The sequence below is a fragment of the Paenibacillus apii genome (assembly GCF_011043685.1).
In the GTDB taxonomy this organism is placed as follows: Bacteria; Bacillota; Bacilli; order Paenibacillales; family Paenibacillaceae; genus Paenibacillus_AQ; species Paenibacillus_AQ sabinae.
In genome coordinates this window covers 124230-136694 of sequence record NZ_JAAKGU010000001.1, presented here as the reverse complement: position 1 = coordinate 136694, position 12465 = coordinate 124230, and the positions used below count along the sequence as shown (strand labels likewise).

At 53.1% G+C, this 12465-nt stretch carries 13 protein-coding genes; 10 read left to right on the top strand and 3 right to left on the bottom strand.

The features are described 5' to 3' along the window. Window positions 1-370: 370 nt before the first annotated feature. The gene (locus G5B47_RS00710; protein WP_165093320.1) at window positions 371-1687 is read right to left on the bottom strand and encodes an APC family permease; all 1317 of its coding nucleotides are present in this window, start codon (window positions 1685-1687) and stop codon (window positions 371-373) included. Between the two features lie 127 nt (window positions 1688-1814). On the opposite strand from G5B47_RS00710, the gene G5B47_RS00705 reads away from it, so the two are divergent. Genes G5B47_RS00705 through G5B47_RS00695 form a run of 3 tightly spaced genes read left to right on the top strand, consistent with a single transcriptional unit; the run spans window position 1815 to window position 4817 of the window. Next, on the top strand, window positions 1815-2726 hold the full coding sequence (locus tag G5B47_RS00705; protein ID WP_165093319.1) for a LysR family transcriptional regulator: 912 nt from the start codon (window positions 1815-1817) through the stop codon (window positions 2724-2726). Window positions 2727-2779: 53 nt separating this feature from the next. After that, window positions 2780-3688 (top strand): tyrosine-type recombinase/integrase, encoded by a 909-nt coding sequence (locus tag G5B47_RS00700; protein ID WP_165093318.1) that lies wholly within the window; start codon window positions 2780-2782, stop codon window positions 3686-3688. Between the two features lie 31 nt (window positions 3689-3719). Then, a complete protein-coding gene (locus G5B47_RS00695; RefSeq protein WP_165093316.1) occupies window positions 3720-4817 on the top strand; it encodes a DUF3900 domain-containing protein in 1098 nt (365 codons plus the stop codon). Between the two features lie 107 nt (window positions 4818-4924). Here the strand turns inward: G5B47_RS00695 and G5B47_RS00690 are convergent, their stop codons facing one another. Continuing rightward, on the bottom strand, window positions 4925-5854 hold the full coding sequence (locus G5B47_RS00690; protein ID WP_165093315.1) for an L-lactate dehydrogenase: 930 nt from the start codon (window positions 5852-5854) through the stop codon (window positions 4925-4927). Window positions 5855-6111: 257 nt separating this feature from the next. Here G5B47_RS00690 and G5B47_RS00685 point away from each other — a divergent pair, with 257 nt between their 5' ends. From G5B47_RS00685 to G5B47_RS00675, 3 genes are read left to right on the top strand one after another with little or no spacing between them, the layout of a single operon-like run. Continuing rightward, a complete protein-coding gene (locus tag G5B47_RS00685) occupies window positions 6112-6288 on the top strand; it encodes a hypothetical protein (RefSeq protein ID WP_165093313.1) in 177 nt (58 codons plus the stop codon). A 33-nt stretch (window positions 6289-6321) separates the two neighbouring features. Beyond that, complete coding sequence (locus tag G5B47_RS00680; RefSeq protein ID WP_165093311.1) at window positions 6322-7713, top strand: amino acid permease; 1392 nt, start codon at window positions 6322-6324, stop codon at window positions 7711-7713. 40 nt (window positions 7714-7753) lie between these two features. Beyond that, the gene (locus G5B47_RS00675; protein ID WP_165093310.1) at window positions 7754-9037 is read left to right on the top strand and encodes a WD40/YVTN/BNR-like repeat-containing protein; all 1284 of its coding nucleotides are present in this window, start codon (window positions 7754-7756) and stop codon (window positions 9035-9037) included. Here the strand turns inward: G5B47_RS00675 and G5B47_RS00670 are convergent. After that, complete coding sequence (locus G5B47_RS00670; protein ID WP_165093308.1) at window positions 9030-9944, bottom strand: AraC family transcriptional regulator; 915 nt, start codon at window positions 9942-9944, stop codon at window positions 9030-9032. The two genes, G5B47_RS00675 and G5B47_RS00670, sit on opposite strands and share 8 nt — an antisense overlap. A gap of 288 nt (window positions 9945-10232) precedes the next feature. Between G5B47_RS00670 and G5B47_RS00665 the strand changes: the two genes are divergently transcribed. From G5B47_RS00665 to G5B47_RS00650, 4 genes are all read left to right on the top strand, one after another. After that, window positions 10233-10409, top strand: a complete 177-nt coding sequence (locus G5B47_RS00665) for a hypothetical protein (RefSeq protein ID WP_165093307.1) — start codon at window positions 10233-10235, stop codon at window positions 10407-10409. Window positions 10410-10629: 220 nt separating this feature from the next. Then, a complete protein-coding gene (locus G5B47_RS00660) occupies window positions 10630-11031 on the top strand; it encodes a DUF2500 domain-containing protein (RefSeq protein WP_407945199.1) in 402 nt (133 codons plus the stop codon). A gap of 114 nt (window positions 11032-11145) precedes the next feature. Continuing rightward, window positions 11146-11901 carry an SDR family NAD(P)-dependent oxidoreductase gene (locus tag G5B47_RS00655; RefSeq protein WP_165093305.1) on the top strand — a complete coding sequence of 252 codons (756 nt, stop codon included), beginning with the start codon at window positions 11146-11148 and terminating at the stop codon, window positions 11899-11901. A gap of 118 nt (window positions 11902-12019) precedes the next feature. Next, a complete protein-coding gene (locus G5B47_RS00650) occupies window positions 12020-12442 on the top strand; it encodes a cell wall hydrolase (RefSeq protein WP_165093303.1) in 423 nt (140 codons plus the stop codon). Window positions 12443-12465: the final 23 nt, after the last annotated feature.

Below are 12465 nucleotides of genomic sequence, written 5' to 3'. Positions count from 1 at the left end.
ATTCCGCCAGTCAGGCGGGAAAATAAAGAACGGCTTTACAAAAGGACGCCCAACCGCTTATATAAGATGAACTTGAAAAATGGCATCAGGCCAAGGAGTAACGAAGGGGAAGTTTGGAACTGTAGGAGCGATAGCGATCGCCTTTGTCTCCGGATTTCATCTGCAGAGAGCGGTATAAATCAAGAAATCTGGGGACAACAGCGGCCGGAAGTCCAAACATTCCTCGTAGTTACGACTGATATCTGATGGAAAAATCTTAAGTTCAGCTTATATAGGGTACAAATCCCGTTAAACCTGGGTACATCATTACATTAAAAAAACGCCGACAGAGCTTCATCCGATGCTCTGCCGGCGTTTTCGTTATTCGCTATTAGGACACTTCACTCCGCTGATCCGAAAGTTTCACCGGCGCAGGCTGGGTCTTAATGGCCGTCTTCCGCTTATTATTATAATAGGAGAAGATCAAATAAAAAGCGGCGATGATGCCGGGGTAGGCAATCGCCATTCCGGTGAACGGGAACACAGCTGCCGTTGCGGCAAAGGAAATCCAGCTAATGGTCACTCCGAACCGGCTGCCCTTGAGCAGCTGGATTCCCGCCGCGCAGCCTCCGATATAAGTCAGGATAAAGGTGGCGTTCGGGAAGGTGATGAGGGTAGTCAGCGACACAAGGCCGCTGCCGTACAGTGTCATCACTGTTGTAAAGCACAGCAGTAGGAAACCCAGCGCGCCGATCGGCGTATGGAACCGGCCGGACATATGGCTCATCCACTGAGGGGCGTGCCCCTGGCGGGCCATTGCATAGGCCACCCTTGAAGCGGCGCCGACATAGGCGATGATCGTGGCGGTGCAGATGAACAGACCCGTAAGTCCGGCGATCAGTCCGCCCCAATGTCCAAGCGGCCGGGTGATCATCCAGACCAGCGAGGAGGAACTTCCTTTAAGGTAGCTTTCGGTGCCGACCACGGCCAGCGCCGTCAGGAAATAGAGCGCGCCGACAATGATAGCAGAGATGGTAACCCCTTTAACTGCCGCGCGCTGCGGGTCCTTGAATTCTTCGGACAGATGGGACACTGCTTCCCAGCCGATAAAGCACCAGAACAGAATAGCCGTTGCCTTGCCAACGTTCATCCAGCCGTGGGGAACAAACGGCGTGAAAGAGGCGCTGTCCATCCGGGGCAGCGCGGCGGCAAAAGCAAAGACGAGTACGGCAACGATGGCCACTACGACGGCAATTTGCACTTTTCCGGCAAGCTGCATGCCGACCCAGTTCATGCCAAGACCAGTAGCAAGAATTGCGGCGGCCAGCGCGATTCGCGCCGGTTCGCCCCAACCCATGGCGGCGGACATATAGCCCGCTCCGGTCAGGGCGGCTACGGGAGCGCCGATCGGGACGGACATCAGGAAGAACCAGCCGACCAGCGTGCCGGCACGTTCTCCGAAAGCGAGCGTTACGAAATGGGATACGCCGCCGGCGCTCGGGAATTTCGCAGAGAGCAGCCCCATCGAGAGCGCCATCGGCAGAATCAGCAGCGTCATGAATCCCCAAGCGAGCAGCGAAGCGGGCCCCGCCATTTCCGCTGCCAGTCCGGGGACGATCAGGATCCCCGATCCGAGCACCGCACCGATATACAGAGCGATCGCCTGCGGCATCCCGATATGGTTTTGCAGCGAATTGGATTCCTTCATTACAATCATCCAGCCTTTCTTGTTTCTATCTTGTCTTTTCTTAAAGAGTATCAGATAATTGTCCTATTGGAAAAACGGAATGTTTAGATGACATCCATTCAAAATTCCGATGGAAGGGTGCGTGTCGATGGAATCCCGTCATCTTTTTACTTTTTTGGTCGTGGTGGAAGCCGGGAGCTTCACCCGGGCGGCGCAGAAGCTGGATTACGCCCAGTCCAGCATTACGGCGCAAATTCAGGCACTAGAGAACGAGCTGGGTCAACCTCTGTTCAACCGGATCGGCAAAAGAATTACTCTGACCGACGCCGGACGCCGCCTGCTGCCGTATGCCCAGGAGATTTCCAAAATGCACGCCATGGCGGAGAACGCGCTGCGCTCGCAAAGCGGCATCGGTGGATCGCTCAAGATCGGCGGGCCCGAATCCCTTGCGGCTTTCCGGCTGCCCGGAATCATCCGTGAATACCGGGAAAAGTATCCCCAGGTGGAGATGATCCTGAAGCCCGGTTTCTGCTGGGATTTGCGGGAAATGATCCGCTCGGGCGAGGTCGATTTGGCCTTTCTGCTGCAGCCCGAGCAGGAGGACCGGGATCTGCATATCGAAACGCTGGTGCAGGAGGAGATGGCGCTCGTGGCGCCGGTGAATCACCGGCTGGTTCGCCTATCCGCAGTCGAGCCGTCCGATTTGAAAGAGGAGACGATTCTGCATACGGAGACGGGTTGTTCGTACCGGATACTGTTTGAGCAGCATTTGAACGCGCATGGCGTGTACCCGGACCCGAAGCTGGAATTCTGGAGCATCGAAGCGATCAAGCAGTGCGTGATGTCCGGTCTGGGCATATCTTTTTTACCGCTGGTTACGGTGCAAAAAGAACTCTCGGAAGGAACGCTTGCGCGGCTGAACTGGGATGATGAATCCCAGCGGGTGGCGACCCAGGTTGCGTATCACCGGAAAAAATGGAAGTCTCCTGCGCTCGAAGCTTTTATGGAAATGGTGCAAAAACATGCTGCGGGGTGGCAGCGCCAAGGTGTTCCCGGCTAAGTTGTGATTTGCTATAATAAGAGGTCGGTAAAAGGGGAGGAGGAAATCCGAAAATGGACGAAGCTCTGCTGGAGTATGAGGAAGAACTCGAAGCTTTTAACGTCTGGATGAAGGATGCGGGCTATACCCCGTATACCCAAAAATCGTATCTGGCCGATATCCGGCAGTTCCTGAACAGTCTAAACGGCAAGAAACTGGATACTGTCAAAAAGCTGCACGTCATCTCCTTCCTGACCTCCATGCGCGAACGAGGAGTCAGCGACGCGACGAGGAACCGCAAGCACGCTTCGGTCAGCTGTTTCTTCAAATCGCTGATCGAGCTTGAACTTCTTGCCGCAAATCCCGCATCAGGCATTAAGAAGTCCAAGACCGAGAAGAACCGGGAGCCGGTCTTTTTGGACGAGGGCGATATGCGGCTTTTTTTGGCCCATGTCGACGGCAAGTACAGAGAGCGCAATCTGGCGATTTTTTTGCTGATGGCGTATATGGGTCTGCGGGTCGGAGAGGTACATACGCTGGGTTTGGGGGATTATCATCCAGAGCGGCGCACGCTGCGCGTCTTCGGCAAAGGCCGCAAATGGCGAAACGTGCCGGTGCCGGCGGACATCGCCCCTTATCTGGAGCAAGCACTTGAGGAACGGCTGACGCCTTGGCGGGGAAGCAGGGAAGACGCGATGTTCATTTCGCAAAAAGGCCGCCGCCTCTCGATCCGCGCTATACAGGGGATAGCTGCCGAGACCTTTCAGCGGTTCCAGAGCGGGATTCCGGCTGTGCGCAGGCGCGCTTATTCCAGCCACAAGCTGCGGCATTCTTTTGCTACGATGCTGCTCAGGAAGGGCGCGGATTTGCGGACCGTACAAGAGCTGCTTGGCCATTCCTCGATTCAGACAACGACGGTGTACACCCATATTACGGATAGGGAAAAAGAAGAAGCCATGTCCCGCCTGCAGCTCCAGCTTTGAAATCTAACATTGATAAATGAGGTAAGCAGACATGAAATTCAACGTCCAGTTTCTGTCCTTCTATGTGATTCAGGTCGAAGGAAAAGAAGGGCAAGGCGCGAAATCGTACAAGCATTACCAGACCCTGGATGAAGAAGAGTATGAGCACAGTGAGATTAAGAAATTCCTCGACGGGGAGTTTACGCGGACCGCGAAGCGCAAGGTGGAAAAGAACCCGAACTCGGAACAGGCCCCGACCAAGATCGGACGGTTTCTGGTGGAGCCGGGGTACGACCTTGACAGCAATCCGAACTTTAATCAGCTGACGCGGCTGCGCGCGGCCGATGACGTGGAATCCTTTCACAATTTCGGGGATGATCTGGTCCGAAGCTACCTTGATACGAGCGCGGTACGCGGGGGAGCGCTTATTGTTTCCCAGGCCGTTCTCCGTAACCACGGGGATGATCCGTTCGTGTTCATTATGAAATGCGATTTTGAGCCCAAGATTGCCCGGATTTCCGATGAGCGCAGTCTGATCAGCGAAGTGGAAATGGCGATCAGCGCCCGCAATATGAAGTCGATTCAATATCCTTATATGCTGGAGGAAGGCATGGTGGAGGAGTGGGAGCTCAAGATCCATCAGTCTTCACACGCCCGATATTTTGAGGATTTTCTGAAGTTCGTGACGTACGAGCAGTCGATTCCCGAGATTGTGAATGACCACGTGATGGAGTATGTGCAGAGCTACGTGGAGACAAAATGGCCCGACGAGTCCCATGAGGAACGCCAGCAGACTGAGCGCGATCTGGAGCTTTGGGCCGCAAGCGAGAAGCGGGACATCCAGAACAAATGGGAGCCTGAGGAAGTCATTGAAGCGGCGGCGAGGATCATCGACATCAAGCCGGAAATCGAGCTGAAATTCAAAATCGGAGACACCTATGTCAAAGGATTTCTTGCGGATTTCGGCGACAAAATCCATATCGCCTCGCTCGGCGACCGTTATGCGCTTGTGATCGAAGGCTCTTCGTTTACTTTTGATAAAGGATTTTCGCCTGTGGAGCTGCTGCAGCCGGAGTCATTTGAACGGCTGGCGGACCGCCTGCTGGAGAAGAAGTGGTCGGAGGAAGACGGGGAACCCGGAGTAGAATAGAGAATCAATAGGGAAGTCGAACGCAATTTAATGAAACCGCTGGCTGTTAATGCGCTCAGCGGCTTCTTCTCTGTTGCATATCCAAATTCAGACGAATAAGGCTTGTCTTACAGCTCCAGTTTCGCGATTTCGGCCTTAAGCTTCTCGGCAGACTGCTGGAATAAATTGCGTTCTTCGTCGCTCAGCGGCAGCTGCAGCACTTCGCGGACACCGGAACGGTCCACAACGCACGGTGCGCCGAGGAAGACATCCGATACGCCGTTATAGTTGTTCAGCAGCGTCGATACGTTCAGGACGGCGCCTTCATTGCTGAGGATGGCCTCCACAATCCGGTCAAGCGCCAGCGCGATCGCATAGGAGGTCGCCCCTTTGGCGTTAATGATTTCATAGGCGGCGTTTTTCGTATTCTCATAAATCTCCTGACGGGTCTCGTCGCCAAAGCCGAGTTCGATACCGCCGCTGATGTTGGCGAGGCTCCATACGGGAACCTCGGAATCTCCGTGCTCGCCGATGATCGAACCGTGAATGCTGCGGGGGTCGATCTCTTTGTGCTTCCCGATCAGGTAGCGGAAACGGGCGCTATCGAGCACGGTGCCCGACCCGATGACGCGCCGGCGGTCGAAGCCGCTGATTTCCAGAGTAGCGTAAGCAAGAATATCAACCGGGTTGGTTGCGATCAGCAAAATGGCGTGGGAATTATATTTCGTAATCTTTTGGATAATATCCCGGAAAATCGAAATGTTTTTGCGCAGAAGGTCGATGCGCGTCTCGCCCGGCTTCTGCGAAGCCCCCGCGGTTACGATGATAATGTCCGCGTCGCGGCAGTCTTCATAGGTTCCGGCCCACAGCTTTACACCGCCGACAAAAGGCATCCCGTGGTTCATGTCGAGCGCTTCACCAAGCGCCTTTTGGTGGTTGACATCAATTAATACGAGTTCGGGCATGCGGCGGCGCAGCAGCAGAGTGTAAGCAGTGGTCGTACCAACGGCACCAGTGCCGATAACGACGACGCGGTTGGGTTTGAAAGGGGGGGCCATAGTTCCATCTCCTCTTTTGATAGTGTGAATTTTTTATGTCCAATCTTAACCATCATATCTTCATTCGATAGTCTTTTCAAGAACCCGTTATTTAATCCATTACCCATTAATTACAGGCAGTACAACGGAAATCAGGGGAGGTGCGGTACTTTTTATTTACGGTTTCTTTGCAAAATCGCTGAAATACCGAGTCCGCCATCCGTCCGGCGCCTGGTGAGAACAGGAATGAACGCGGCCTGTTTGTCCGCAGCTTAACCATGAACGTGCTCAATCACAAGGTCGCCATCTTTTTTCTCACTTTTTTACCGCAGTTTGTAAATTACGATTATGGATACGCGCCATTACAAATGATAGTATTGGGACTTCTTTTTATTGTGCTGACCGCCATTATTTTCGGCCTGCTGGGCATCAAGCTTTTGACCACAACCCCTTAAAATCTTACAACCTAGACTGGAGAGAATTGCAGTATGAATCTACTTCGCAAAAAACCGCTTGAAGCTTCCCGGGTAAGCGACGGGGGCAAGCTTAACAAGACTTTAGGCGCCCTGGATTTGACGGCGCTTGGCGTCGGCGCCATCATCGGCACCGGCATCTTCGTGATGACCGGCGTGGCTGCGGCCGAGCACGCGGGTCCGGCGCTTGTACTTTCTTTTGTCATAGCGGCCCTGGCCTGTGTCCTGTCGGCGCTCTGCTATGCCGAGTTCGCCTCGACATTACCGGTATCCGGCAGCGCCTACGCCTACAGCTATGTGGCCTTCGGAGAACTGCTCGCCTGGATTCTGGGCTGGGACCTGGTGCTGGAATACGGAGTGGCCGCGGCCGCGGTAGGCAGCGGGTGGTCGGGCTACTTTCAGGGACTGCTTGAAGGCTTCGGCGTACATTTGCCGACCGCTTTATCGGGAGCGTATAATGCAGACGAGGGAACTTTTATCAATTTGCCGGCAGTGGTCATCATTTTGCTCATCTCCTATCTGCTGACCCGGGGAGTGAAGGAGACAGCCCGCTTCAATGAAGTGATGGTGGTCATCAAGATCGCCGTTGTGCTGCTGTTTATTTTCACCGGCATATTCTATGTAAAGCCCGAGAACTGGACGCCGTTTATGCCGTTTGGCTTTCACGGGATTATGAACGGCGCGGCGACCGTATTCTTTGCCTATATCGGATTTGACGCGCTGTCCACTGCCGCCGAAGAAGTCAAGCGGCCCCAGCGGGATTTGCCTATTGGCATCATCTCCTCGCTGGCCATTTGCACCGTTCTGTACATTGCCGTTTCGCTCGTTCTGACCGGCATCGTTCCTTACCAGAGCCTGAATGTCAGCGATCCGGTGTCTTTTGCCCTGCGGTTTGCCGGACAAGACATGATTGCAGGACTCATTTCTGTCGGCGCGATTACAGGCATCACCACTGTGCTGCTTGTCATGCTGTTCGGCCTGGCGCGGCTGCTCTTTGCGATCTCCCGTGACGGCTTGCTGCCAAAGGCCTTGTCGAGTGTCAACGCCAAGACGCATACGCCCATCCGCAGCACGTGGATGGTAGGCGGCGTGATTGCGGCTTTGACGGGATTTATTCCGCTTGACCGGCTGGCTAACCTGACCAGCATCGGAACGCTGTTTGCCTTTTTTGTCGTCTCGCTCGGCGTAATCGTGCTGCGTCGTACCCATCCCGGACTTAAACGCGGTTTTACGGTTCCTTGGGTGCCTGTCATCCCGCTGCTGAGCGCCGCAGCCTGCGCCTATTTAATGTACAATCTTGGCAAGGAGACCTGGATCGGCTTCTTTGTCTGGCTTGTCGCCGGCCTTGCGATTTACGCGCTGTACGGATACCGCAGCAGTCAGCTGAACGGAGACAGCAACCGTTAAACCATAGAACACTTGTGAACTAGCGAAAGGAGAGAGAGCTTTGCCTTTACTGGCTGTGTGCCTGAAGCATCTGAGAAAATTAATCGTCATTCTTCCGGCAGCGCTGATTCTGGCATCCTGTTCATCTCCACCGCCGGAGCCCTCGCCGCAGCCTCAGCCGACGGAGAAGCCGGAAGAAGGGCAGACGATTACTCTGATCACGCCCGATGCGGGCAACATTGACTCGACCAAGGCGTCGAAATATCAGATTCAGACGCGGTTGACCGACTTTCACCTGTTTAGCGAATCGGAAGGACTGGCTTGGGGCGTGACCAAAAATGCACTGCGTCTCTACTTGACCCGGGATAACGGGAAGACGTGGACTAATATTTCTCCCGCTTCCGCCGTCCAGTTCTCGTCGAATCCCGTCTACGGCCGGGATATCTTCTTCACGGACTCCGATAACGGCTGGATTATCCGGCAGACGTTCGCAATGATGGAGACCATTGTGCTGCGCACCAGGGACGGGGGGAAGAGCTGGAAAATCTCTCCGCTCAGCCAGGGCAGCAGCATATCTTCGGCTTATTTTTCCTCGCCGTTTAAGGGTTGGCTGATGGCAACCTGGGGCACCGAGGAGAGCCGCGAGAGCAAGGCGCTGTACATGACGGATGACGGTGGCGCAACCTGGAAGACCATTATGCAAAATGATCAGTATTCGCCGAACTCTCCCCATCCGGCGCTCCCGGTTGTAGGCATAGCCGGCGGAGTGGTGTTCCGGGACGGCGTTACCGGCCTGATTCCGCTGAACCGGTCAAAGAATCCGAAGCTGTACCGCACCGTTGACGGCGGATCGAGCTGGAGAGAGGTGAAGGCTCTGCCCGCTTCCAGCGCTTTTAACAATTACGATAACGTAACTTTGGGAAAGCCGGAGTTCTTCAGCCCGGCCACCGGCTGGATTCCGGTTGTAGGCACCAGGAAGAATCCGGCTGGAAAAGTCTACAACGGCTATTTTACATCTAATGGCGGCATCGATTGGAAATGGGCGGAGTTTAATCTGGGGCTCAGGACCGGCGATAACGAGGATGTGCCGCCGACCTTTCTGAATAGCAATGACGGCTGGATCATTAACGGGAATGTATTATACCGGACGACCAATCAAGGGAAGGACTGGAAGGCGCTCCCGGACAGTACCGTCCTGATATCCAAACTGTCCGAATATCCGGAGATCGTCAAGCTGCAGTTTATCTCCAAAGACGTCGGTTGGCTGCTGATCGAAAGAAGCAAGGACAAGCGTTCGATCTTGCTCCAGACGACCAATGGCGGCATTAATTGGCGTGTTATGTAAGCGAAGCGTGCGTTTTCGAATCCGTTAGGGAGGAGGAGCGCGCGCTTTTTTTTACAACGGGTATCCAAACTTCCATTTCGTACATGCTGTTTCCTCTATCATAGGTCATTTCAAATTCAGGGCCGTCTGCATGCTCGTAATTACAAGTCGGAAACCACTCGCTAAATATCTGTTTCCATAATTTATGAATATCGCCTTGCCCGCCGGGGTAAAGACCTGTTGAGAAAATGGCATAGGATTGCGGCAGAATCGAAAGTTTCTCAAATCCATCCGGCCGACCGGTTCGAGGTACGTAATACCCGATCATATAAGAAAATTCCTTACCCTGATTGTTGTATAGAACGGCATGAATCTGCCCATTTTCTTCTAAACCGGCTGCTTTACGAATCCGAGCAACGGCTCCATCAGAAATGCATTTTGTCCAAAATGCCGGGATTTCAACAAACGGTTGTTCATCGGCTGCATTTATTTCTGCTGAAACGCCGAACATTTCAATAGCTTCTTTTTCTTCGATTCTGTAACTGATTTCCGCATCTCCTTTAATTGAAATATGGAAGGACATCCGTGGATAGGCTTTTAGAGACACGCCCGTATTGCGTGCTGACATTGGAATGACACCGTGCATTTTTTTGAACGCTCTGGAAAAAGCTTCGGGCGATTCGTATCCATACTTCATCGCAATATCAATGACCCTTAAATCCCTGCTTTGTAATTCAAACGCTGCAAGAGTCAAACGTCTGCGCCTAATGTACTCCGACAACGGAACATCGGTAATAAACGAAAACATCCGCTGAAAATACGAAGTCGAACAGCAGGCGATCCGGGCTGCTTGATCAAAATCGATGCTCCCTGACAGATGAGTTTCAATATAGTCCATGGCACCGTTCATACGTTCAAGCCAATCCATGAAGACCCTCCCTTAAAGGGTGATGTGTAGAAGATGTAAAATGAATCCTTGCATTTATCTCAATTCAGAAAAATACTGCCGTCTATACTTTTCACCAGCTTGTCCGGATTCCCCTGCAAATTTCGTATCAGGTATCAGAACAAAAATAAACAATGAAAAAATTATTTAAAATTTTCTCTTCAATGTGAAAAAAATCACATTATCTGCGATGGTTCCTGTGATATATTTTACACATAGAAAGAACGTTAAAAATTTCACAAAGTCAAACAGCGAACAGGAGAGATTAACATGAAAACATTTGAAACGGATTTTGTAACGAGAAACCTTCTGCAAATGTGCTATAACTGCGAGGATGCTTACCTGTGCGAGACGGAAGAGCAGTGCAAAGCTTGTTGGGCCCAGAACGGAATGATCCCGGAGCAGGAAGATGAAACAAAACGCTTTTTGGACCTGGTGCATGCGTAAGATACAGATTTCTACAAGGCTTTAGGCCGCTGGTTTTTCCGGTTTAACGGGGGAACGGCGGTCTTTTTGTTTCGTTCATCTTAAGCGAATCGCGCATTTCGGGAGGTCTTTAGCTTCAAGCGGCAAGTATGCTCTAAAAGTACGGGCATATACTGTAAGGAAGCCCGAGTTGGCCGGGTGTCTAAGCGGGCGGAATACGGGAGGCGAGGGGGAATCAGTTATGAGTTTGGGGCCGGACCCATCATGGATGTTTGATTTTGCCGGAACGGTATTGCCGATCTTTTTTGTCGTGATGATAGGCATTGTCGCCCTTTCGGCCGGCAGGGGTCTGCTTGCGTGGAGCAGGAACAACCGGATGCCCGTTCTGACCGTTCCTGCCCGCATTGTATCAAGGCGCAGCGAGATTAGACAGAACTCTACGGAAGAAGGAAGCGCCGCCCGTACGACGATGATCTATTATTTGACCTTTGAATTCGAGAATGGAGAACGGGCGGAATTCAAAGTGAGCGGGAGCGAATACGGTATCAGCGCCGAGCGTGATCAGGGATGGCTGACCTATCAGGGCACCAGGTACCGGGGGTTCAAGCGGGAGCCCCATTTTTCCGTGGCGGGGCAACGCTAGTTCAGGTATTTTTGTTCAAATTGTAAAAATTTATGGATATCCTCTGTTTCCGTTATGCGGACTCAGGGGATATATTACATTTACGGACCTAATTTGAGAATGGAGGAATAGCGCATGATTTATAAAAATAAAGCCGTCATCGTAACCGGTGCGGGCCGGGGAATCGGCCGGGCGGTTGCCAAGGCGTATGCAGGCGAGGGCGCGAATGTGGTTGTTGCGGAGCTGGACCGGGAGCTGGGCGAACAGACCGCGGAGGACATCCAGCGGGAGGGAGGACAAGCGGTCTTTATCTCCTGCGATGTCAGCAGAGAGGCGGATACCGAAGCCGCGGTCCGGCAAACGGTACAGGCCTTCGGCACCGTAGATATCCTGATTAATAACGCAGGGATCGCGAGCCCTCATGCTGCGGCATTTTACGAGCTGTCGGCGGCGGATTGGGATAAGGTGATGAACACGAACGCCCGGGGCTGCTTTCTGATGGGGCGGGAGGCCGCGAAAGTCATGCGGAACAATCCGGACGGAGGAGTGATCGTGAATATTTCCTCCACCCGCGCCCTCATGTCCGAGCCGGATACCGAAGCGTATGCCGCCTCCAAAGGAGCGATATCTTCCCTGACCCATGCGATGGCAATCACACTTGGCCCGGACGGCATTACGGTGAACTGCATCCTGCCGGGATGGATCGAAACGGGGAATTACGGCGCTCTGCGGGAAATCGACCATACCCAGCATCCTGCGGGAAGGGTAGGCGTCCCGGGCGACATCGCCAAAGCCTGTCTATATTTGACCTCTCCGGACAACCGATTCGTTACCGGCGCCCAGCTCGTCGTTGACGGAGGCATGACCCGCAAAATGATCTATGAGCCCTGACTCCAACTTCGAACAATAAAAAATCGCGGGTAAAGTCACCCCTTGGGCGTTCGCACATACAATACAACGTGCAATACAGAACGACTGCCTCACTTGGCAAATTGAAGGAGGAAAGCGCGTGGCCGTCATCAAGGTGAATTCGGAAGACGAGAAGGTTCTGGCCCGGCTAATGCGGGCGGAAGCGGAGGAGGACGGGGATCTAGGCATGCTTATGGTGGGCAATGTCGGAGTGAACCGGATACTGAGTAATTGTCTGGATTTTAGAAACATCCGATCGATCAACGACATGGTTTTTCAAAGTCCGGGCGGATATGAAGCAGTTACAAAAGGCTATTTCTATCAACGCGCCAGAGATAAAGACATCCGCCTTGCCAGACGCGCCATCGCCGGCGAAAGAACGCATCCCGCCTCAAACGCGCTCTGGTTTTTTCGTCCCGTCGGCAATTGCCCGGGTACCTGGTATAACCAGACAAACACCGGACGTTTCAAAGCGCACTGCTTTTTTAGACCCACTCCGCAGGATTGTCCCGCCGTTTACTAAACAAATTTCATTAATCTTAGGAG